This window comes from Cupriavidus sp. LA-1 (genome assembly GCF_055385985.1).
The window spans coordinates 2281400-2302382 of the sequence record NZ_AP031388.1 but is presented as its reverse complement, the minus strand read 5'-3'; the positions used below and the strand labels follow the sequence as shown (position 1 = coordinate 2302382).

Here is a 20983-nt window from a genome sequence, read left to right as displayed (position 1 = left end):
GATGCAGCAGCACAGGATCAGCACGCCGCCTCGGGCTGGCGACGGGACGGGGTCAGCAATACCGGCACCGATTTCGACGTGGGCGTGCCGCAACCGTCGCCAGTGCTTTCCAGCGGCACCAGCGGATTGGTCTCGGGGTAGTAGGCCCCCAGGCAGCCTTGCGGGATGTCGTACTCGACCAGCACGAAGTCCTCGACCTGGCGCCGCACACCGTCGTCCCAGACACTGGTGATGTCCACGTGCTGCCCCGCCTTCAGGCCGAGCCGCGCCAGGTCGGCCGGGTTGATGAAGACCACCCGGCGCAGGCCGAACACGCCGCGGTAGCGGTCGTCCAGACCATAGATCGTGGTGTTGTACTGGTCGTGCGAGCGCGTCGTCATCATCACCATCAACTGGTCGCCATACTGCTGGCGGGCACGGCTGATGGGGGTGTCCTTGTCGATGCGGTTGACCAGGAACTGCGCCTTGCCCGACTGCGTATGCCAGACCCGGTTGCATGCCGCGGGCGTCAGGTGGAAGCCGCCCGGCACCGCCACGCGCGCGTTATAGCTCTCGAAGCCGTCGATCACCTGCTCGATGGCATCGCGGATGCGGGCATAGTCCTGCGCATACCAGAGCCAGTCGATCGTCTCCGATCCAAGCGTGGCGGCTGCCATGCGCGCGACGATGGCAATCTCCGACAACAGGTGCGGCGACGCCGGCGCGTTCATGCCAAAGGAGATATGGACCATGCAGACCGAGTCCTCGACCGTCACGCCCTGCGCCACGCCGTCCTGCTGGTCGATCTCGGTGCGGCCCAGCGTGGGCAGGATCAGCGACGCCTTGCCGTGCACCAGGTGGCTGCGGTTGAGCTTGGTGGCAATGTTCACGGTCAGGTCGCACTGGCGCAGCGCTTCGAAGGTGCGCGGTGTATCCGGCGTGGCGGTCGAGAAATTGCCGCCCAGGCCGACAAAGACCTTGACCTTGCCTGCGAGCATCGCCGAGATGGTGTGGACCACGTCATACCCGTGCTCGCGCGGCGGCTCGAAGCCGAAGGCGGCCTGCAGGCGGTCCAGGAAGGCTTGCTCAGGCTTCTCTTCGATACCCACCGTGCGGTCGCCCTGCACGTTGGAATGCCCGCGCACCGGCAGCAGCCCGGCACCCGGGCGGCCGATGTTCCCGCGCATCATCATCAGGTTGGACAGGATCTGCACCGTCGGCACGGAATGCTTGTGCTGCGTCAGCCCCATGCCCCAGCAGGCGATCACGCGCTTGCCCCTGGCGTAGACCCGGGTCAACGCATCGATATCCTCCTGCGACACGCCCGACTCGGCAATGATGTCGGCCCAGCTTTCCGCGCGCAGGTCTTCGACAAAATCGCCGAAGCCGATGGAGTGCTCGCGCACGAAATCCACGTCGATCAGGCGCTCGCGGCCGTGCCGGATGGCCTCGTCGTCCAGTTCGACCAGGCGCTTGGCCATGCCCTTCATCAGCGCAAAATCGCCGCCCAGTCTGGGCTGCACGAACATCGAAGCGATCTTTGTGCTGGAGCCGGTCAGCATCTCCACCGGGTGCTGCGGGCTGGTGAAACGCTCCACCCCGCGTTCGCGCAGCGGGTTGATCGACACAATGGTCGCGCCGCGCCGCGCGCACTCGCGCAGCTCGCCCAGCATGCGCGGATGGTTGGTGGCCGCGTTGTGGCCGAACAGCAGGATGGTGTCGGCATGCTCGAAGTCATCCAGCACCACCGTGGCCTTGCCCACGCCGATGGTCTGCGGCAGGCCCCGGCTGGTGGCCTCGTGGCACATGTTCGAGCAATCGGGGAAGTTGTTGGTGCCATAGGCGCGCACGAACAGCTGGTAGAGGAACGCAGCCTCGTTGCTGGCGCGTCCCGACGTATAGAACGCGGCCTGGTTCGGGTCAGGCAGCGCGCGCAGGTGGCGCCCGATCAGCGCAAAGGCCTCGTCCCAGGCAATCGCACGGTATTTGTCGGTCTGCGGGTCGTAGACCATCGGGTGCGTGAGCCGCCCGTGCTGCTCCAGCTCAAAGTCCGTCTGCGCCATCAGCGACGTCACCGTGTGCTGCGCAAAGAACTCCGGGGTCACGCGCATGCTGGTGGACTCGGCCGCCACGGCCTTGACGCCGTTCTCGCAGAACTCAAAGGTGGAGGCGTGCTGCCGGTCCGGCCAGGCACAGCCGGGGCAGTCGAAGCCATCGGCCTGGTTCTGCTTGAACAGCATCTTGTACTTGCCACCGGCAACCTTCTCCTTGATCAGGTTGATGGCAACGTACTTCAGCGCACCCCAGCCGGCGGCGGGGTGGGTGTAGGGGGCGATGTGGCCTTTTTCAGGGGTCGGGGAGCTCATTGGCGTGGTGTCCTGTAACGACGGGGGCGCTGTCCGGCCTGCCCTGTACTGCCGGGGCCAGGGTCCGGATCGTTGCGGTGACATCAGATTAGATTTCCCGGGGATCAGCCGGTATGTACAAACGGCGGCTTGCCCGGGGAGCACAGTCCCGGGTTCTCGCGCGGAACGTAGCGGGCCGCGGACTTGCTGAAACACCAGACTTGCCGCCACCGCTATGTAATCGCATTGCGATTAACGCTATGTTGATTTCACCTATTCTTATTCTCATGACAATCGATTAGTATTTCCTCAATCCAGCACGAGGACACCAACGATGTCACTTGTTTTGAAGCTGCAAGACCTGTTGGGACAGGATGCGGTGCTGACGGCGCCGGCCGACGTTGCCGCATACATCGAGGACTGGCGCGGCCGCTACCGCGGACCCGCGCTTTGCGTGGTGCTGCCGGCCTCCACCGCGCAAGTGGCGGCGGTGGTGCAGGCCGCGGCCGAGGCCAACGTGCCCGTGCTGCCGCAGGGCGGCAATACCAGCCTGTGCGGCGGCGCCGTGCCAGCGCCGGACGGCACGCCGCCCATCGTCATCAGCCTGGCGCGCATGCGGCGCATCCGCGCCATCGATGCGGCCAACAATTCGATGGAAGTCGAAGCGGGCTGCGTGCTGGCCGCCATCCAGCAGGCCGCGGCGGAACAGGGGCGCCTCTACCCCGTCAGCCTGGGCGCCGAAGGTTCCTGCCAGATCGGCGGCAACATTGCCACCAATGCCGGCGGCACCGGCGTGCTGCGCTACGGCAATACGCGCGACAACGTACTGGGCCTTGAAGTGGTTCTGCCGGACGGCCAGGTCTGGAACGGCCTCTACCGCCTGCGCAAGAACAACACCGGCCTCGACCTCAAGCACCTGTTCATTGGCTCCGAAGGCACGCTGGGCGTGATCACGGCCGCCACGCTCAAGCTGCATCCGCTGCCCACCGCGCACGCGATGGCGTGGCTGGCGGTGCGCACGCCGCAGGCCGCGCTGGACATGCTGGGGCGCTTCCAGCAGCGCTGCGGCGCGACGCTGTCCGCCTTTGAAATGCTCAACGATGTGCAGTTGCAGATCGTGCTCGACCACGTGCCCGAGCGCCGCGCGCCCTTGCCCGCCAGCCATCCCTGGCACGTGCTGGTGGAGCTTGCCGACACCGGCCGGCGCGAGCTGCTCGACGAGGTGCTGCAGGAAGTGCTGGAGCAAGGCGTGGCCGAAGGCCTGGTCGACGATGCCGTGGTGGCGGCCAGCGGCGCGCAGCGCGAGGCCATGTGGCTGGTGCGGCATAGCGTCTCCGAAGGCAACAAAAAGGCGGGCCTGGGCCTGAACACCGATTGCGCGGTGCCGGTCTCGGCCGTGCCGCGGTTCATTGAGCGCGCCACCGCCGCGGCGCATGCGGTCCTGCCGGATTTGCCGATCATCGTGGTTGCCCACCTGGGCGATGGCAACGTCCACTTCATCCCGCTGGTGCCGTTCGCGCAGTGGGAAGCGCTGCCGGAGCGCGATGCGGTCGCCGCCCGCATCAAGCACGCCATCGACCAGGTGGCTTACGAACTGGGCGGCACCTTCAGCGCGGAGCACGGCATTGGCCAGGTGCTGACCGAGGAAATGGCGCAGTTCAAGCCGGCGGTCGAGATCGCCATGATGCGCGGCATCAAGCGGATGCTGGACCCGGCGGACCTGTTCAACCCTGGTCGGCTGCTGCCGGCCGTCCCGTCTTCACAACCTTGACGGAAACCAAGGAGCTTGCATGAACGACCACAGCCTCATCAACTCTTCGCGTCGGCGCGCCCTCAAGGTCGCGGCTGCCGGCCTCGGGACCCTGGCCGCACCCGCCGTGCTGCAATTTGCGCGCGCGCAGTCCAAGCGCATCGTGGTGCGCGACGACGGCGGCATCTACACCAAGGCCTACAGCGCGGTGTACTACAAGCCGTTCACCGAGAAGACCGGCATCGAGGTCGTGGGCGTGCAGGCCAATGCCGAGCCGGTGGCGCAGATCCGCAGCATGGTCGAAACCAGGAACTACACCTGGGACATGGCCAAGATCAGCCAGCCGGCCATCCTGCTGCTGACACAGGGCGGCAAGGTCTACCTGGAGAAGCACGGCCTGGAGGGCGACGCCACCGTCAAGACCATTCCGGCGCATTTCATGTCGCCCTACGGCGTGGGCACCAACGTCTACAGCACGGTCCTGGCTTATCGTACCGACGCCTTCAAGGGCCGCAAGGCGCCGTCCTCGTGGGCCGACTTCTGGAACGTCAAGGACTTCCCCGGCCGCCGCGCCCTGCGCAAGCACCCGTTCGACACGCTGGAAGAGTCGCTGATGGCCGCCGGCACGCAGACCTCGTCGCTCTATCCGCTCAATGTCGACCGGGCCATCGCCAACCTGGAAAAGATCAAGGCGAACGTGGACGTGTGGTGGAATTCCGGCGCCCAGGTTGAGCAGATGCTCAAGTCCGGCGAAGTCGACATGGTGGCAACGTGGGTGTCGCGCGCGCAGAGCGCGGCCGCATCGGGCGCCCCGGTCGGCATCGTCTGGAACCAGAACCTGTGGGGCGTGGACAACTGGTCCATCCTGGCCGGCACGCCGAATGCGCAAGCCTGCCGCGAATTCATCAAATTCGCGTCCGATCCCAAGCGCATGGCCTCGCTGGTGGAGCACTTCCCCGCAGGCGTCACCCAGCCGGATGCCTTCAGCCACATCAAACCCGACATCGCGAAGAACTGCCCGACGCACCCCGACAACATCAGGTCGGGCGTGCAGATCAACGCCAAGTACTGGCTCGATAACCAGGCCGCGGTGATGGAGAAGTTCAACGGCTGGATCCTCAAGTGATCTGAACCTCTTCACTGGACACCAGAAGCAACGACACGATGCCGAACTTCAAACTCAAGATTTCCGGGCTGACCAAGCGTTATGGCGACTTCGTCGCGCTGGCACCGACCGAACTTGAAGTGGCCGAGGGGGAATTCCTCACCCTTCTGGGCCCTTCGGGCTCGGGCAAGACCACGCTGCTCAGCCTGATCGCCGGGCTGACCGTGCCGGACGGCGGCCAGCTCCTGATCAATGGCAAGGACGTGACCTATGGCGCCCCCTACGAGCGCGATATCGGCATGGTGTTCCAGAACTACGCGCTGTTCCCGCACATGACGATTGCTGAGAACATCGCCTTTCCGCTGAAGATGCGCCGCGTCGACGCGGCCACGGCAAAGCGCCAGGCACTGGAAGCGCTGGAGATGGTCCGCCTGCCCCACGTCGCGGCGCGCTTCCCGAAGGAACTCTCCGGCGGCCAGCAGCAGCGCATCGCGCTGGCCCGCTGCCTGGTCTACAAGCCGTCGATCATCCTGATGGATGAACCGCTGGGCGCCCTGGACAAGAAGCTGCGCGACCACATGCAGCTGGAAATCAAGCGCATCCACCGCGAGCTGGGCACGACCATCGTCTATGTCACCCACGACCAGGAAGAGGCGATGACCATGTCGGACCGCATCTGCCTGATGAACGGCGGCAAGATCGAGCAGCTTGGCACACCGTCGGACCTGTACTTCCGCCCGCGCACGCTGTTCGTCGCCGACTTCCTCGGTGAATCGAACCTGTTCGAGGGCACGGTCACAGAAGTGCGCGGCGACCACGTCGAGGTGGCGCTGGCGCAGGGCGGCGCCCTCGCCCACGCGGTCACCAATGCACCGGTGGCTGCCGGGGGCAAGGTGCGGGTCATGGTGCGGCCGCAGAACATCGCCATGGCCAATGGCGCCACCGCTGCCAATGCGGTCAGCGGCAAAGTGCTGGACAGCATGATCACGGGCAGCCTGACCAAGCTGTACGTGGAAGCCGAAGCCGCCGGCAAGACCCCGGTCGTGCTGTCTTACCCCACCTCGATGGGCGCTTCTCGGCATGCGGTCGGGCAGCAAGTCACGCTTACCTGGCAGCGCAGCGACGCTGTCGCCGTCCCGGATTCCGTATGATCGCCGCCGCCCTGCAACGCCGCCCCGGCCTGCGGCCAGCCTTGCTGGCCGCGCCGCTGGTGTTCCTGTTCGTGGTGCTGCTGGTCTATCCGGTTGGCCAGCTCCTGCTGCTGAGCATCTACAGCGACGGCGCCTTCACGCTGGCCAAGTACCGGCAGCTGTTTGCGTCGTCGGTGTATGTCGACGTGATGCTGATCACGCTGAAGATCTCGCTCTGGACCACGCTGCTTTCCGTGGTTGCCGGCTATCCGGTGGCCTACCTGATTTCCTCGCTGTCAAAGGACAAGAAGGCAAAGTGGCTGTTCTGGGTGCTGCTGTCGTTCTGGACCAGCTTCCTGGTGCGCGCCTTTGCCTGGATCGTGATGCTGGGCCGCAATGGCGTGATCAACCAGCTGCTGACCGCCGCGGGCATCCAGGATGCGCCGTCCAACCTGCTGTACAGCCTGGGCGCCGTCCTGGTAGCCATGGTGCACGCGCTGATGCCGCTGGCGGTGCTGACCATGCTGTCGGTAATGGAAAACATCGACCGCAACCTGCCGCGCGCGGCCCTTACGCTCGGGGCACGGCCCGGCACGGCGTTCTGGCGCGTGTACTTCCCGCTCTCGATGCCGGGCGTGGCGGCCGGCGCCATCATGGTGTTCGTCACCGCCGTCGGCTTCTTTATCGTGCCCGCGCTGCTGGGCGGACGCAAAGAGATCATGGTGGCCCAGCTGATCATCGACCAGGTGCAGCAGACCATGAACTGGGGCTTCGCCGGCTCGATCTCGGTGTTGCTGCTGCTGGTGGTGCTGGCAGTCTTCGCCCTGTACGACAAGGTGCTCGGGCTGTCGTCGATGGCCGGCGGTTCGGAGCGCCGCACCCGCTCCGCGGCCGCGCACGATGGCATGCTGTACCGTCTCGGCGACAGCTTGCTTGGCGCGCTCGGCACCGTCAGCGACAAGCTGCTGGCACTGGTGCCGCGCGGCCGGCGCGAGCCGCAGCCAGGCGATTCGCTGCCGCTGCGCACCATCGTACTGATAATGCTGCTGTTCCTGAGCGTGCCGGCGCTGCTGATGATCCCGTTGTCGTTCGCCGGCAAGTCGGGGCTGAACTGGCCGCCGCGCGGCTTCACGCTGCAGCATTACCAGGACATGCTCGCGTCGCCGCTGTGGATGCAGGCCGGGCTGCGCTCGCTGCTGGTCGGCCTTGGCGCCGCCGTGCTGGCGCTGCTGGTCGGCACGCCGGTGGCCTTCCTGCTGGTCCGTACGCAGATGCGGGCCAAGTCGCTGCTGCTGGCGTTCGTGCTGTCGCCGATCATCATCCCGCGCATGATCATCGCGGTGGGGATGTTCTACTTCTTCGCCAGGGTCGGGCTGGTCGGCACCTCGCTGGGCCTGATGATCGGCCACACGGTCATTGCCGTGCCCTACGTCGTCATGACCATGATGGCGGTGCTGCGCAACTATGACACGCGGCTTGACCTGGCGGCGCAAAGCCTGGGCGCCAGGCCCTGGCAGACGCTGCGCTACGTCACGCTGCCGATCCTCGCGGCGGGCTTGTTCTCGTCCTTCCTGTTCGCCTTCGCCACCTCGTTCGACGAGCTGACGATCGCCCTGTTTGCCTCTGGCGGACTGAGCGCCACCCTGCCCAAGCAGTTCTGGGACGAGGTGACGCTGCAGCTTTCACCGGTGATTGCCGCGGTGTCCACCTGCCTGTTCGTCTTCGTTACCCTCCTGATCACCTGCGCGGAGCGTTTGCGCCGCAAAAGCGCCGAGCGCTGAGACTTCTACCCATGAACCACAAGCTTACCGCCGCCGACCTGCGCGGCATCTTCCCCGCCATCCCGACGCCGGTAACGGCCGACGACAAGATCGACCAGGACGCCACGCGCAAGCTGATGGCCTACCTGCTCGGCAACGGCATTTCCGGCGTGGTGCCGCTGGGCGGCACCGGCGAATATGGTGCCCTGTCACGCGAGGAGCGGGTCCGCATGGCGGCCCTTTGCGTGGAAGCCGCGGCGGGCCAGGTCCCGGTCATTCCCGGCGTGCTCGACCCGGGCTTCCACGATGCGCTGGACGCGGGCAAGGCCTTTGCCAACGTGGGCGCCTCGGCCCTGATGGTGCTGACGCCCTATTACACGTCGCCGACCCAGCAAGGCATCCGCGACTATTTCCTGCGTTATGCCGATGCTTCGCCGGTGCCGGTCATGATCTACGAGATCCCCTACCGCACGCGGATCGCGATCGCGCCCGAGGTGCTGCACGAACTGTCGCGCCACGAGAACATCATCGGCATGAAGGCCTGCAACACCGACATGTACCACTTCCTCAAGGTGGTGGCGGGTGTCGACGACAGCTTCAGCGTGTTCAGCGGCGAGGACAGCCTGTTCCCGCTGCATATGGCGGCGGGTGCCAGGGGCGGCGTGGTGGTGACCGCCTCCGTGCTGCCGCGCACCTGGCGCGCCATCTATGACCTCGGCCTGGCCGGCAAGACCGCGCAAGCGGTGGCCCTGCACCGTGAGTTGATTCCGTTGCTGGATCTGGCCTTCTCCGAAACCAACCCGGGGCCGCTGAAGTCCGTGCTCGACCTGGTGGGAGTGAGCGCCCCGACGGTGCTGGCGCCGCTGGTGGCGCCGGCGCCCGAACTGCAGGCGCGGCTGCGCGCCGAACTCACGCAGCGGCTGCAGGCCGAGGCCGCCCTGGCCTGAGGCGCTGACATCCATGCTGCCGGCCATCAAGGACTATCGGGAGCTGGCGCGGCGCCGGCTGTCGCGCTTCGCCTTCGACTATCTGGAGGGAGGCGCCGAGGACGGGCGCACGCTGGCGCGCAACCTGGCCGCCTACCAGGCACTGCTGTTCCGCCCGCGCGTGCTGCGCGACGTCACGGACCTCGATCCCGGCATGGAGGTCTTCGGCCGCAAGTACAGCCTGCCGTTGCTGGTGGGTCCCACGGGACTGAACGGACTGTACTGGCCGAAAGCCGAAGAAGCCCTGGCGCGGGCCGCGCACGCGGCCGGCCTGCCCTTCGTGATGTCGACGGCATCGACCTCGCTGATCGAAGACGTGCGTGCCGCCAGCGACGGCGACCTGTGGCTGCAGCTCTACGTGCAGCGCGACCGTTCCATCGCCGAGAGCATGATGGCGCGCGCACGCGCCGCCGGCTTCAGCACGCTGATGCTGACCGTCGACACCATGGTGCATGGCAAGCGCGACCACGACATCCGCAATGGCTTCCGCATGCCTGTGCCGTGGACACCCCGGCTGCTGGCCGACCTGGCGCTCCACCCGCGCTGGTGCCTGCGCATGCTGCGCCAGGGCGGCTCGCCGCAGTTGGTCAACCTGGCCCGCAGCAGCGGGCTGGCTGCCGACCTGAAGACCCAGGCGGCGGGACTGAGCCGGCAGATGGACATGTCGCTGTGCTGGGACGACATCGCCTGGGTGCGCCGGCACTGGGACGGGCCGGTCATCATCAAGGGTATCCTTACGCCCGCCGACGCGGAAATGGCGTCCCGACAGGGGCTGGACGGCATCGTGGCCAGCAACCACGGCGGCCGCCAGCTGGAAGGCGCACCCAGCGCGGTCGAGATGCTGCCGGCCATCGTGGCGGCGGCGGGCAGGATGCAGGTATTCGTCGATGGCGGCGTGCGGCGCGGCGCCGACATCGCCAGGGCGCTGGCCATGGGGGCCCGCGGCGTGCTGGTGGGACGGGCGCCGCTGTATGGGCTGGCGGCGCGCGGCCCGCGGGGCGTGGCGGAAGTCCTGGCAATCCTGCGTGGAGAATTCGAGACCACGCTGCGGCTGCTGGGCATACCGCAAGCGGCACAGCTGGACACGGCCGCGCTCTCGGACGACCATGCCGCGCGGCTGGCAGCACTTTGAATCGTGAAGACAATGGCAAGGACGAGCAGGAGGTTGTGTGGACTCAACTAATGAAGGCAACGGATTGCGCGCAAGGCGCGAGCGTTCGTCCCTGTTCGTCGGTTCGGTGGAGAAGGCCTTCCAGGTGCTGGAAGCCTTCCACGGCCCGGACCGCCGCCTGATGTCGATGGCGGAAATCGCGCGCGCGGCCGATCTCGACCGCAGCGCGACCCAGCGGCTGGTGCACACGCTGGAACAGCTCGGCTATATCCGGCGCCTGCCCGATTCAGCCATGTACGGGCTTGCGTCCAAGGTACTGGGACTGTCGTACAACTACCTGCGCTCCAACGACCTGGTCGAGCGCGCTTCGCCCTACCTGCTCGATATCAGCCGCACGCTGGGGGAAACCGCCAACCTGCAGGAACTGGACGGGCACGAGATCGTGTTCCTGGCCCGCTTCCCCGGCCAGCACCTGATCAACGTCGACTTCGGGGTCGGATACCGGCTTCCGGCCGTGTACACCGCCTCCGGCATTGCGATCCTGTCGAAGCTGACCGAAGCAGAGCGCTGGGACGTGGTGCGGGCGACCGCACTGACCCCGATCACGCCGTTCACCGAGACGCAGCCGGACAACCTGATGGCGGCGATCCGCGAGGCTGGCGAACGCGGCTATGCCGTGGTGATGAACCAGACCGTGGTCGGCGACATCTCCGTGGCGGCAGCGATCACCGACCACCGCGGCCTGCCGGTCGGGGCCATCAATATCTCGGTCCCCGCCACGCGCTGGACCCTGGAAACCGCGCAGGCCAAGCTGGCCCCCCATGTGCAGGTGGCGGCCATGTCGATCTCGCAGGCGAAGCGGATGAGCTACCAGACGGCATGAGCGATGCCGGACGCCACACCGGCTTCGTGTCAGACGACCTCATGTCACCACGTGGCGCTCAGGCAGGCGCGGCGCCGTCGTGATGGTCAGCCGTGATGCGAGGCATCCAGCGTATCGCGCTTGATCTTCTTCGCCAGCGACCACTTGTGGACTTCGGTCGGGCCGTCGTAGATGCGGAAGGCCCGCACCTCGCGGAAGATCTGTTCGACGATGGTGTCGCGCGACACGCCCATGCCGCCCATGATCTGCACGCAGCGGTCGGCCACGCGGAACAGTGCGTCGGACACGGCCACCTTGGCCATCGAACTCTCCGCCGTGCCCAGCGAGCCGCCGTCGAGCACGCCAGCGCACCAGTCGATCATCAGCGCGGCCTGCTGCAGGTCGATCAGGTTCTCGGCCAGCATGAAGCCCACGCCCTCGTGGTCGATCAGCAGCTTGCCGAAGGCCTTGCGCGTGGTGGCGTAGGCGCGCGCGATCTCATCGGCACGCGCGACACCGCCGAACCAGCGCATGCAGTGCGACAACCGCGCCGGCGACAGGCGGACCTGCGCATAACGGAAGCCCTCGTTCACCTCGCCCAGCACCTGGTCCTGCGGCACGCGCAGGTCGTCGATCAGCACCTGCGCATGGCCGCCCGGCATGGAGCTGTCGATGGTATCGAGCAGGCGCTCGATGCGGATCGCCTGATGCGGCAGGCCGACCAGGAACATGGTGGCCTGCGCGCGCTCGCCGTCGCCGGTGCGCGCCATCAGGATGCCCACCTGCGCGCCTTCCGCGCCGGTGATGAACTTCTTGCGTCCGCGGATCACCCAGTCGTTGCCGTCCCTGACCGCCGTGGTCTGCAGCATCGAGGGATCGGAACCGGCGCCGCCCTCTTCGGCAGGCTCGGTCATGAAGAACGCCGAGCGGGCCTCGCCGCTGACCAGCGGCTCCAGGAAGCGCTGCTTCTGCGCCGCCGTGGCCACCTTGCCCAGCAGGAACATATTGCCTTCGTCCGGCGCCATGGTGTTGACGGCAACCGGCCCTAGCGGCGACAAGCCCGAGCGCTTGAGCACGGCTGCGGTCTCCAACTGGGTCAGGTGGGAGCCATCGAGCAGGATATGGGGCGTCATGACGCCGGCGGCACGCGCCTTGTCGCGCAGTTCGGCGACCAGTTCAGCGGTCGGACCGTGGGCTTCGCAGCGCGGATCGCGCTCATACGGCACCACGATCTCGCGGACAAAGCGCTCGACGCGATCGGCGATGACGCGGCTTCTTTCTGTGGGGCAGGCGGTGAACATGGGATGGGCTTCCTTGCGATGGACTGGCGCGGACAAGTAGGACTATATTGTAGGACGATTCTATCCTATTAGAATGACGTCCTGCCATCCACCAGAGTTGTCACGTGACGCTTGCACCACCCCTGATCCCTCCCACGCCCATGCCCGGCGCTGCCCGCCATGGCCGCAGTGCATCCGACATCGTGTTCTTCGGCATCATCGGCGGCCTGGAACTCGGCAGCTTCGTGCCCGGGCAACGACTGGTGGAAACCGACCTTGTCACGGAATTCGGCGTGGGCCGCAACTCCGTGCGGGAAGCCTTGCAGCGGCTGGCGGCCGAGGGCATCGTCGAGTTGCCGCGCCACCGCGGCGCGATGATCCGCCGGCTCGGCCCGCAGGACACCATGGACGTGCTCGACGTGGCTGAGCGCATGACCGGCCTGCTGGCGCGTGCGGCGACCCGCGGCGGCGGCGACCGCACCTATGTGCAGACGCTGCGCGCCACGATTCAGGAACTGGCCGCTGCCGAGAAGGCGCGCGACAGCGAGGCGTTCTCTACCGCCCGGCGCCGTTTCTACCGGACGCTGCTGGACATGGGCGGAAACCAGGAACTCCGGCGCCTGTTCCCCACCATCCACATGCCAGTGGTTCACGCCCAGCACCGCCTCGCCTCGCTGCAGCAGATGCGGCTGGCGGACTACCGGCGCATTGCCACGGCCGTCCTGGCCGGCGATCCGGACCAGGCCGAGGCCGCGGGCATCGCACACGTGCAGAATGTGCGTCAGGCGATCCTGGCGGCACAGCAGGGATAGGCGCGGCCGCTGGCCCCGTCAGCAACCCGCCCGCACGGTCAATTAGGCAGTTATTCGGCGACCGCAATAATCCGGTTTAGCTGCTCGCAAACGGCGGCATAAACTTCCAAGAGCGCTTGCTTCCAGGGGTGAGCCTCTGCGCTTCGGGCTCGCCAGTCAAACGACTTGGGTTGATGGGCCAGAATGTAGCTTTCCTTTCCCTTCGGCCCCTGAAACTTGATCGCAAACGGATTGGTCTTGCTGCAGGCTGCCGTTGTCATCAGCAAGCTCATCAAGATACTCGCCCTTTCATTGAACGGTATGGAGACGTGCATCCCCGAATGCGCCAAAGTGCTGGTGGCCACTTGCAGCTTCCTGTCGCGGCAGGTGGCAGGCAACCACGCGTGACGGCGCCGTGACCATGAGCCGTCCCCGATACGCCTCGCTCGATGCCCTGCTGAAGGAAGTGCGCGCTTGCCGCGTCTGCGCCCCACACTTGCCCCTCGGTCCGCGCCCGATCGTGCGCGTCGGGGCCGCCGCGCGCATCCTGATCGTCGGCCAGGCACCGGGGACACGCGTGCACGAAACCGGCATTCCCTGGAACGACCCAAGCGGCGACCGCCTGCGGCAATGGCTTGGGGTCGACGCCGCCACCTTCCTCGACGAATCACAGTTCGCCATCATCCCGATGGGATTCTGCTACCCAGGCCGAGGCAAGAGTGGCGACAACCCGCCGCGCCCCGAATGCGCGCCACTGTGGCTCGACCGGCTGCTGGCGGAACTGCCGTCGATTGCGTTGACCTTGCTGGTCGGCCAGTACGCGCAGCGACATTTCCTCGGGGCGCGCCGCAAGCCGACGCTGACCGAGACCGTCAGGGCATGGAAAGACTACGCGCCGGACTTCATACCGTTGCCGCACCCTTCACCGCGCAACCAGCCGTGGTTCAGGCAGCATCCGTGGTTTGAGGGCGAGGTGCTGCCGATGCTGCGTGAGCGGGTTGGGCTGATTCTGCGGCACGACGGGCAAGCATTTCCGTAAGCTGCGCATTCCGGCTCACTGCGCGCACAGCACCGCCGCCATCTCCCTCGCCGCGCCCTGCAGCGTCGGCACCGCCTGCAACAGCGCCTCCAGCGATGCCCGCGCCGTCGGCGCATGGCAGGCAATCGCCGCCACTACCCGTCCCGGCCCCACGCCATCCGGCTCGCGCACCGGCACCGCCACCGCGCACATGCCGCGCACGAATTCCTCGTGATCCACGCCGATGCCGCGCGCGCCCAGCCGGTCCAGCTCGGCATTGAGCGCCGGCAGATCGGACAGCGTGCGCGGCGTGTGCTGCGCCAGGTCCAGGCGCCTCAGCATCTGCTGGCGTTCCAGCCGGCTCATCGTTGACAGGAACAGCTTGCCGCTGGCGGTGCAATGCAGCGGCACATGGATGCCGGGCGAGAGCTGCAGGCGCAGTGGTTCATGCGTCTCCACGCGTTCAACGTAGAGCACGCGGTCGCCGTCGAGCGCGGTGAGGTTGCAGGTCTCGCCCAGGCTCGCCACCAGACGGGCGAGGATGGCGCGGCACTCGCGCAGCAGCGGCGGGCTGCGCAGTGTCTGCAGCGCCAGCGCCGCCGCGCCGGGGCCTGGCACATAGCCGCGTTCGGCCGGCATCCGGATCACAAAGCCGGATCGTTCCATGGCAGCCAGCAAGCGCATCAGGGTCGCCTTGGGCACATGCAGGCGCTGCGAGAGCTGGGACAGCGTTTGCGGGTGCTGCGCCCTGGCCAGGCTCGACAGCACCGTCAGCGCGCGCAGGCTGCGTGCATCTTCCTCCACCGCCCCGTCTTCTGCTGCAGTGCGATTCTGAAACGGGAATGGCACGTTCTGTTTCACAACCGGCGTCTCCTCGCGATTGGGCTTTCCATTCCGGCCTAGAAAAATAGAATCCGGAACAGAACGTTTCAAATTATAGACAAAAGCCGGGTGGCTATGTGCCTGCCGGCCAGAACAGGAGACAGCGACGATGTCGCAAACCGTTGACTACATCGTGGTGGGCGCCGGCTCGGCCGGGTGCGTGCTGGCCAACCGGCTCAGCGAAGACGGCCGGTATTCGGTCTGCCTGCTGGAGGCCGGCCCGCCCGACCGCTACCCGTGGATCCATATCCCGATCGGCTATGGCAAGACCATGTTCCACAAGCACGTGAACTGGGGCTTCTATACCGATCCCGATCCCAATATGCTGAACCGCCGCATCTACTGGCCGCGCGGCCGCACGCTGGGCGGCAGCAGCGCCATCAACGGCCTGATCTATGTGCGCGGCCAGCGCGAAGACTATGACCACTGGGAGACGCTGGGCAACCCGGGCTGGGGCTGGGACCAGTGCCTGCCCTACTTCCGCAAGCTCGAGAACAACGACCTCGGCGCCGGACCGACACGCGGCACCGAAGGCCCGCTCAATGCGACCTCGATCGACCGGCAGCATCCGCTGGTCGATGCCTTCATCGGCGCCGGCCAGGCGCTGGGCCTGCCGCGCAAGACGGACTTCAACGGCGGCGACCAGGAGGGCGTGGGCTACTACCAGCTCACCACCCGCAACGGCTGGCGCTGCTCCACCGCGGTGGCCTACCTGCGCCCGGCGCGCGGGCGCGCGAACCTGCGCGTGGAGACCGACGCGCACACCACCGGCCTCCTGTTCGAAGGCAAGCGTGCAGTCGGCGTGCGCTACAGCCAGCATGGGCAGCCTTATATCCTGCGGGCGCGGCGCGAGGTGATCCTGTGTGCCGGCGCGCTGCAGTCGCCGCAGTTGCTGCAGTTGTCGGGCATCGGTCCGGCGGCGCTGCTGCAGGACCTGGGCGTCCCGGTGGTACATGCCCTGCCGGGCGTGGGCGAGAACCTGCAGGACCATCTGCAGATCCGGCTGATCTACGAGGTGGCAAAGCCGATCACCACCAACGACCAGTTGCACTCGCTGACGGGCAAGGCGCGCATGGGCCTGGAATGGCTGCTGATGCGCAGGGGGCCGCTGGCGATCGGCATCAATCAGGGCGCGATGTTCTGCCGGGCCTTGCCGCAGGAAAGCGCCACGCCGGACACGCAGTTCCATTTCTCGACACTGTCGGCGGACATGGCCGGCGGCATGGTGCATCCGTTCTCAGGCTGCACCTATTCGGTATGCCAGCTGCGGCCCGAGTCGCGCGGCACGGTGCGGATCCGCTCGACCGATCCGTATGCGCCGCCGTCGATGCAGCCCAACTACTTGTCGGCCGAGCTGGACCGGCGCAGCACTGTCGCGGCAGTGCGCTATGCCCGCCGCGTAGCGCAGACCGAACCGATGCGCGGCCTGATGAAGCGCGAGTTCCGGCCCGGCGATGCGGTGCGCAGCGACGACGAGATCCTGCACTTCTGCCGCGAGTACGGCGCCACCATCTTCCATCCGTCGGGCACCGCGAAAATGGGCCCCGCCGCCGATCCGCTGGCGGTGGTCGACGCGCGCCTGCGCGTGCACGGCATCGGCGGCCTGCGCGTGGTGGACTGCTCGGTGATGCCCACGCTGGTTTCGGGCAACACCAACGTGCCGGTGGTGATGATGGCCGAGCGCGCGGCTGACTTTATCCGCGAAGACGCACGGCGTGAAATCCACCCCGTCGAGGTCGCGCCACCGATAGCGACAGCCGCCTGAGCGGCCTGCGGCCATCGTTGCCGCAACAACCCGGGCCTGGCATCGATAACAACAAGGCCAGACCCTGCCGTGCATCCGGCGTCCATAACCATTCTTTCAAAGGACGCCGCCCATCACCAGAGGAGACAAGCATGACAAGCCCTAATGAACAGGCGATCCGCAAGGTCGCACTGGCGTCCGTGATCGGCGCCACCATCGAGTGGTATGACTTCTTCCTGTACGGCGTGGCCGCCGGCCTGGTCTTCAACAAGCTGTATTTCCCCGGCACTGACCCGCTGGTGGCCACCATGCTCGCCTACACCACCTTTGCGGTGGGCTTTGTCACGCGGCCGCTGGGCGGCGTGATCTTCGGGCACTTCGGCGACAAGGTCGGCCGCAAGAGCATGCTGGTGATCACGCTGATGATCATGGGCGTGTCCACTTTCCTGATCGGGCTGGTGCCGACCTATGACAGCATCGGCATCCTGGCGCCGGTCCTGTTGCTGGTGCTGCGCGTGCTGCAGGGCATCGGCCTGGGCGGCGAATGGGGCGGCGCGGTGCTGATGGCGTATGAATACGCGCCGCCGGGAAGGAAGGGGTTCTATGCTTCGCTGCCGCAGATCGGGCTGGCGATCGGGCTGTGCCTGGCCTCCGGCGTGGTGGCGCTGCTGTCGCTGACCCTGACCGATGCGCAGTTCCTCGCCTGGGGCTGGCGGGTTGCCTTCTTGATCTCGGCGGGGATGGTGTTCGTGGGCATGTATATCCGGCTCAACGTCAAGGAAACGCCGGAATTCGCCGTGGTCAAGCAGCGCAATGCCGAGACGCGGATCCCCTTTGTCGACATGATGCGGCGCTACCCGGGCAATATCCTCAAGGGCATGGGCGCGCGCTATATCGACGGGGTCTTCTTCAATATCTTCGGCGTGTTCTCGATCACCTACCTGACCCAGACCATTCATATCAGCCGCACCGAGGCGCTGGTGGGGGTGATGGCCGCAGCCATGGCGATGTGCTTTTTCATCCCATTCTTCGGTCACCTGTCCGACCGCATCGGGCGCACGCGCGTGTATTTCTGGGGCTCGCTGATCACGGCCCTGTCCGCCTTCCCGGCGTTCTGGCTGATGCTGAACAGCGGCGGCAACACCATGCTTCTGTGGCTGTCCATCGTGGTGCCGTTCGGCATCCTCTATGCCGCGGTCTATGGCCCGGAAGCGGCGCTGTTCTGCGAGCTGTTCGATGCCAGGGTGCGCTACACGGGGATCTCGTTCGTCTACCAATTTTCGGGAATCTTCGCGTCGGGGATCACGCCCATCATCGCCACGGCGCTGCTGAAGTCCGGCGGCGGCAAACCCTGGCAGATCTGCGCCTACGTGGCGTTTGCGGGACTGGTGTCGGCGTTGTCGGTGGCGCTGATCGGGCGGCGCCCGGGCGCCGGGGCGCTGCGCGACAGCGGCGTGCCGCTGCGCGGCCCGGCGAGCTGAGTTCAAAAGGGGGCAGGCGGCGGCGCGACAAGCCGGCAATGTCTTAGAATGGCGCAACGCTAATGACAGGAACATTGCATGCAAAGTCCGGACGGCACCGGCGCGGCCGCCGCCCCGCTCCTGCCCAAGGTGGTGCGCCAGCGGCTGCACGACACCGTGGTCGACCACCTGCGCAACTTCATCGTCGAGGGGGTGCTGGCCCCGGGCACGAAGCTGAACGAGCGCGAGCTGTGCGAAACGCTGGGAATTTCGCGCACGCCGCTGCGCGAGGCGCTGAAGGTACTGGCCGCCGAGGGGCTGATCGAGATCTCGCCCAACCGTGGCGCAAGCGTGTCGCGGATGAGCGAGGCCGAGGCCTGGGAGACATTCGAGCTGATGAGCGGCCTGGAGGCGTTCGCCGGCGAACTGGCGTGCGAGCGCATCACGCCGCAGGAACTGGCGGAGATCAAGGCGCTGCACTACGCCATGCTGGCCTGCCGCGCGAGCGGCGACCTGCCCGGCTACTACAGCCGCAACCAGGAAATCCACGACCGCATCGCCGCGGCGGCGCGCAACCAGACGCTGCAGCAGACCTACCTGACGCTGAACCGGCGGCTCAAGGCGATGCGTTTCCGCTCCAATTTCCAGACCGACAAATGGGACCGCGCCGTGCACGATCATGAAGAGATGATCCGCGCGCTGGAAGCCCGCGACGGCAAGCGGCTGGCGTCTATCCTGCGCCAGCACTTGCTGGAAAAGCGCGCCGCCGTGATGCAGATCCACCCGGATCCGGCCGACGCGCCTGCCGTTCCCAACGCCTGAGGAACGCCGGAGGAGCGCCTGACGCCGGCCGTCAGCGGCGCGGGCGTCGTCCGCTGCGGGTTCCCGGTGCCGTGCGCGCGGTCGGTGCGATCGCGGGGAAGATCAAAGCTTTTACAGCGCCGCGCCAGGCTCGGGGCGATCCAGGTATCCACCCACGATGCGCACCAGCAGCGGCAGCTTGCCGGTAAAGAAGTGATCCGCGCCAGGCACCACGACTACCGGCAGCACCTGCGGCCGCGCCCAGTCGAACAATGCGCCCAGTTCCGCGCGCTCGTCGCGCTCGCCGTGGACCACCAGGCAATCGGCGGGCACGGCCGGCGTGTCGTAGCTGCGATGGGCCTTCACCGTGCCGTATGGCGTGCCGGCCAGCACCAGGTGCCGGATCGGCACTGACTGCGCGGCCAGGGTGGCGGCCACATTGGCTATCACGAAGGCGCCAAAGGAGAACCCGGCCAGCGCCAGCGGCAGCCCGGGATGCGTCGCGCGCAGATGGGCGACGACCGCCAGCATGTCCCGCGCCTCGCCGCTGCCCTGGTCGTGCTCACCTGCGGAATCCCCGACTCCGCGGAAATTGGGCCGCACCGTCAGGTAGCCGCGCGCCACCAGCGCCTTGGCCAGCTGGTGCGGCACCTTGTGCGTGGCCGAGCCGCCCAGCAGCGGATGCGGATGCGCCACCACGGCGATGCCGCGCGCCGCGCCGGCGGGCCGGTCTACCAGCATTTCAATGGGCCCGGCCTCGCCGCCGATTTGGGTTTTTTCCGTGCCTGACGGAACAGCCATGCCTACTCCTGATGATCCTGATGATGACGATGGGCCGCACCGGGCCCGGGAACATGCGCTGATGGCAATCGGAAAAGGCGGCTCATGCAATGCTCTCGTGCGTCCAGTCTTCCAGGGCCAGCCCGCCCGGCACACGGCCAAAGGCTCGATTGCGTGTGACCAGCACGGCAGTGGCCCCGGCTGCCGTGCCGGCCAGGGCCCTGGCCTGCGCGGCGATCATCATGTCCAGGGGAGCCAGCGGCGTGCCCGCCGCCTCGCAAGCCGCGCGCAACTCAGCATAGACAACGGCAACCTCGGGCGTCCACGACAGCACGGCCACACGCGACAGGAACTCGCGCACACGCGTGGCCAGTCCTGTGGGATGGCCGCGCTTGGCCACGCCGTACAGCAGTTCGGCCCGGGTGACCACGGACACGGCGACACTATGCATGGGCACGGCCACCAGGCGCGCGCGTACCTGCGGCAGGTCACCCTTGATGATGTGGCTCGCGATGTTGGTGTCGAGCAGATAGGTTGTCGTCATGCCGGCGCGTCCGCGAACGGGTCACGCGATTGCTCGCCCTGGTTGCGATCGGCTTCGTCCAGGAAATCTGCCGGCACCTCGGTGGTCGCATCAAGTGCGAAAAAGCCGTCCCACGAACCGGGCCGCGGCGACAGGATGACATCGCCGGTCGCGGGATCGCGCCGGATATAGACCTCGCGCGCGTCAAAGCGGAATTCGAGTGGCAGGCGCACCGCCTGGCTGCGCCCGGTGGTAAAGATCTTGGCCGTTTGCGTCATGGCACCCCCTCACTGGATAGCTATCGCAATATATACCGTCGGACGGTAGCTATCAAGCTATATACCAAAAGGCAACGCTCTCTGGTATCAATTTGTCACTGTGTGGCACATGAACCTCTTCGTATCGCCGGATGGCGGTAGTGCTTTCCTATAATTTTGCGAATCGCGGCAGGGCTGTTGCCCTGGTCCGCCGTCATCGGTCAGCACGTCCCGTGCGCGCCCGCCGCGCCTCGTGCCCCGACCAGACTTCGCCGAAGGGAGCGCCAGCGAGCGGCCATCCCTTCCCCTGTTCATTGCCGGTGTTCCGGCCGTTCCGCATCCCCATCGCGGTCGCACCCGATGCGTGCCAGCGCGATCGCCTTGCCGGAGCCGCCGCAAGCCGTCACCACCGACGAGAT

At 66.8% G+C, this 20983-nt stretch carries 19 protein-coding genes; 12 read left to right on the top strand and 7 right to left on the bottom strand.

What is annotated here, in order from left to right:
* Nucleotides 1-17: 17 nt before the first annotated feature.
* Complete coding sequence (locus ACZ5MJ_RS29560; protein WP_464224555.1) at nucleotides 18-2345, bottom strand: FdhF/YdeP family oxidoreductase; 2328 nt, start codon at nucleotides 2343-2345, stop codon at nucleotides 18-20.
* A 313-nt stretch (nucleotides 2346-2658) separates the two neighbouring features.
* Between ACZ5MJ_RS29560 and ACZ5MJ_RS29555 the strand changes: the two genes are divergently transcribed.
* Genes ACZ5MJ_RS29555 through ACZ5MJ_RS29525 form a run of 7 tightly spaced genes read left to right on the top strand, consistent with a single transcriptional unit; the run spans nucleotide 2659 to nucleotide 11049 of the window.
* Nucleotides 2659-4095 (top strand): FAD-binding oxidoreductase, encoded by a 1437-nt coding sequence (locus ACZ5MJ_RS29555; protein ID WP_464224554.1) that lies wholly within the window; start codon nucleotides 2659-2661, stop codon nucleotides 4093-4095.
* Nucleotides 4096-4114: 19 nt separating this feature from the next.
* On the top strand, nucleotides 4115-5200 hold the full coding sequence (locus ACZ5MJ_RS29550) for an ABC transporter substrate-binding protein (RefSeq protein ID WP_464224553.1): 1086 nt from the start codon (nucleotides 4115-4117) through the stop codon (nucleotides 5198-5200).
* 38 nt (nucleotides 5201-5238) lie between these two features.
* Nucleotides 5239-6330, top strand: coding sequence for an ABC transporter ATP-binding protein (locus tag ACZ5MJ_RS29545; protein WP_464224552.1), 1092 nt, complete (start codon nucleotides 5239-5241; stop codon nucleotides 6328-6330).
* The gene (locus ACZ5MJ_RS29540) at nucleotides 6327-8090 is read left to right on the top strand and encodes an ABC transporter permease subunit (RefSeq protein WP_464224550.1); all 1764 of its coding nucleotides are present in this window, start codon (nucleotides 6327-6329) and stop codon (nucleotides 8088-8090) included. The genes ACZ5MJ_RS29545 and ACZ5MJ_RS29540 overlap by 4 nt, the downstream gene beginning before the upstream one ends.
* Before the next feature lie 11 nt (nucleotides 8091-8101).
* Nucleotides 8102-9016: a 4-hydroxy-tetrahydrodipicolinate synthase gene (gene dapA / locus ACZ5MJ_RS29535; protein ID WP_464224549.1), complete on the top strand. Its 915-nt coding sequence runs from the start codon at nucleotides 8102-8104 to the stop codon at nucleotides 9014-9016.
* A gap of 13 nt (nucleotides 9017-9029) precedes the next feature.
* A complete protein-coding gene (locus tag ACZ5MJ_RS29530) occupies nucleotides 9030-10187 on the top strand; it encodes an alpha-hydroxy acid oxidase (protein ID WP_464224548.1) in 1158 nt (385 codons plus the stop codon).
* A 37-nt stretch (nucleotides 10188-10224) separates the two neighbouring features.
* Nucleotides 10225-11049, top strand: a complete 825-nt coding sequence (locus ACZ5MJ_RS29525; RefSeq protein ID WP_464224547.1) for an IclR family transcriptional regulator — start codon at nucleotides 10225-10227, stop codon at nucleotides 11047-11049.
* A gap of 86 nt (nucleotides 11050-11135) precedes the next feature.
* Here the strand turns inward: ACZ5MJ_RS29525 and ACZ5MJ_RS29520 are convergent, their stop codons facing one another.
* On the bottom strand, nucleotides 11136-12329 hold the full coding sequence (locus ACZ5MJ_RS29520) for an acyl-CoA dehydrogenase family protein (RefSeq protein WP_464224546.1): 1194 nt from the start codon (nucleotides 12327-12329) through the stop codon (nucleotides 11136-11138).
* 140 nt (nucleotides 12330-12469) lie between these two features.
* On the opposite strand from ACZ5MJ_RS29520, the gene ACZ5MJ_RS29515 reads away from it, so the two are divergent.
* On the top strand, nucleotides 12470-13120 hold the full coding sequence (locus tag ACZ5MJ_RS29515; protein ID WP_464226642.1) for a GntR family transcriptional regulator: 651 nt from the start codon (nucleotides 12470-12472) through the stop codon (nucleotides 13118-13120).
* 50 nt (nucleotides 13121-13170) lie between these two features.
* On the opposite strand, the gene ACZ5MJ_RS29510 is transcribed toward ACZ5MJ_RS29515, so the two are convergent.
* Nucleotides 13171-13464: a type II toxin-antitoxin system PemK/MazF family toxin gene (locus tag ACZ5MJ_RS29510; protein WP_464224544.1), complete on the bottom strand. Its 294-nt coding sequence runs from the start codon at nucleotides 13462-13464 to the stop codon at nucleotides 13171-13173.
* A 56-nt stretch (nucleotides 13465-13520) separates the two neighbouring features.
* Here ACZ5MJ_RS29510 and ACZ5MJ_RS29505 point away from each other — a divergent pair, with 56 nt between their 5' ends.
* Nucleotides 13521-14138 carry a uracil-DNA glycosylase family protein gene (locus tag ACZ5MJ_RS29505; protein WP_464224543.1) on the top strand — a complete coding sequence of 206 codons (618 nt, stop codon included), beginning with the start codon at nucleotides 13521-13523 and terminating at the stop codon, nucleotides 14136-14138.
* Between the two features lie 15 nt (nucleotides 14139-14153).
* Here ACZ5MJ_RS29505 and ACZ5MJ_RS29500 read toward each other — a convergent pair whose 3' ends face one another.
* Nucleotides 14154-14978 (bottom strand): IclR family transcriptional regulator, encoded by an 825-nt coding sequence (locus tag ACZ5MJ_RS29500; protein WP_464224542.1) that lies wholly within the window; start codon nucleotides 14976-14978, stop codon nucleotides 14154-14156.
* A gap of 130 nt (nucleotides 14979-15108) precedes the next feature.
* On the opposite strand from ACZ5MJ_RS29500, the gene ACZ5MJ_RS29495 reads away from it, so the two are divergent.
* The 3 genes from ACZ5MJ_RS29495 (at nucleotide 15109) to ACZ5MJ_RS29485 (ending at nucleotide 19025) form a co-directional block, all read left to right on the top strand.
* Nucleotides 15109-16764 carry a GMC family oxidoreductase gene (locus ACZ5MJ_RS29495; RefSeq protein ID WP_464224541.1) on the top strand — a complete coding sequence of 552 codons (1656 nt, stop codon included), beginning with the start codon at nucleotides 15109-15111 and terminating at the stop codon, nucleotides 16762-16764.
* A 131-nt stretch (nucleotides 16765-16895) separates the two neighbouring features.
* Complete coding sequence (locus ACZ5MJ_RS29490; RefSeq protein WP_464224540.1) at nucleotides 16896-18224, top strand: MFS transporter; 1329 nt, start codon at nucleotides 16896-16898, stop codon at nucleotides 18222-18224.
* 78 nt (nucleotides 18225-18302) lie between these two features.
* Nucleotides 18303-19025: a GntR family transcriptional regulator gene (locus ACZ5MJ_RS29485; protein ID WP_464224539.1), complete on the top strand. Its 723-nt coding sequence runs from the start codon at nucleotides 18303-18305 to the stop codon at nucleotides 19023-19025.
* 111 nt (nucleotides 19026-19136) lie between these two features.
* Here ACZ5MJ_RS29485 and ACZ5MJ_RS29480 read toward each other — a convergent pair whose 3' ends face one another.
* The 3 genes from ACZ5MJ_RS29480 to ACZ5MJ_RS29470 all read right to left on the bottom strand — a co-directional run bounded on the left by ACZ5MJ_RS29480 (nucleotide 19137) and on the right by ACZ5MJ_RS29470 (nucleotide 20585).
* Nucleotides 19137-19805: an alpha/beta hydrolase gene (locus tag ACZ5MJ_RS29480; RefSeq protein WP_464224537.1), complete on the bottom strand. Its 669-nt coding sequence runs from the start codon at nucleotides 19803-19805 to the stop codon at nucleotides 19137-19139.
* An 82-nt stretch (nucleotides 19806-19887) separates the two neighbouring features.
* On the bottom strand, nucleotides 19888-20328 hold the full coding sequence (locus ACZ5MJ_RS29475; protein ID WP_464224536.1) for a PIN domain-containing protein: 441 nt from the start codon (nucleotides 20326-20328) through the stop codon (nucleotides 19888-19890).
* A complete protein-coding gene (locus ACZ5MJ_RS29470) occupies nucleotides 20325-20585 on the bottom strand; it encodes an antitoxin (protein ID WP_464224535.1) in 261 nt (86 codons plus the stop codon). Before ACZ5MJ_RS29470 ends, ACZ5MJ_RS29475 begins: the two co-directional genes overlap by 4 nt.
* Nucleotides 20586-20983: the final 398 nt, after the last annotated feature.

Bases quoted from the DNA above. Each gene is read 5' to 3' on its own strand.
- ACZ5MJ_RS29560 (WP_464224555.1), bottom strand. From the start codon at position 2,345: ATGAGCTCCCCGACCCCTGAAAAAGGCCACATCGCCCCCTACACCCAC.
- ACZ5MJ_RS29555 (WP_464224554.1), top strand. From the start codon at position 2,659: ATGTCACTTGTTTTGAAGCTGCAAGACCTGTTGGGACAGGATGCGGTG.
- ACZ5MJ_RS29550 (WP_464224553.1), top strand. From the start codon at position 4,115: ATGAACGACCACAGCCTCATCAACTCTTCGCGTCGGCGCGCCCTCAAG.
- ACZ5MJ_RS29545 (WP_464224552.1), top strand. From the start codon at position 5,239: ATGCCGAACTTCAAACTCAAGATTTCCGGGCTGACCAAGCGTTATGGC.
- ACZ5MJ_RS29540 (WP_464224550.1), top strand. From the start codon at position 6,327: ATGATCGCCGCCGCCCTGCAACGCCGCCCCGGCCTGCGGCCAGCCTTG.
- dapA (WP_464224549.1), top strand. From the start codon at position 8,102: ATGAACCACAAGCTTACCGCCGCCGACCTGCGCGGCATCTTCCCCGCC.
- ACZ5MJ_RS29530 (WP_464224548.1), top strand. From the start codon at position 9,030: ATGCTGCCGGCCATCAAGGACTATCGGGAGCTGGCGCGGCGCCGGCTG.
- ACZ5MJ_RS29520 (WP_464224546.1), bottom strand. From the start codon at position 12,329: ATGTTCACCGCCTGCCCCACAGAAAGAAGCCGCGTCATCGCCGATCGC.
- ACZ5MJ_RS29515 (WP_464226642.1), top strand. From the start codon at position 12,470: ATGCCCGGCGCTGCCCGCCATGGCCGCAGTGCATCCGACATCGTGTTC.
- ACZ5MJ_RS29505 (WP_464224543.1), top strand. From the start codon at position 13,521: ATGAGCCGTCCCCGATACGCCTCGCTCGATGCCCTGCTGAAGGAAGTG.
- ACZ5MJ_RS29495 (WP_464224541.1), top strand. From the start codon at position 15,109: ATGTCGCAAACCGTTGACTACATCGTGGTGGGCGCCGGCTCGGCCGGG.
- ACZ5MJ_RS29490 (WP_464224540.1), top strand. From the start codon at position 16,896: ATGACAAGCCCTAATGAACAGGCGATCCGCAAGGTCGCACTGGCGTCC.
- ACZ5MJ_RS29485 (WP_464224539.1), top strand. From the start codon at position 18,303: ATGCAAAGTCCGGACGGCACCGGCGCGGCCGCCGCCCCGCTCCTGCCC.
- ACZ5MJ_RS29480 (WP_464224537.1), bottom strand. From the start codon at position 19,805: ATGGCTGTTCCGTCAGGCACGGAAAAAACCCAAATCGGCGGCGAGGCC.
- ACZ5MJ_RS29475 (WP_464224536.1), bottom strand. From the start codon at position 20,328: ATGACGACAACCTATCTGCTCGACACCAACATCGCGAGCCACATCATC.
- ACZ5MJ_RS29470 (WP_464224535.1), bottom strand. From the start codon at position 20,585: ATGACGCAAACGGCCAAGATCTTTACCACCGGGCGCAGCCAGGCGGTG.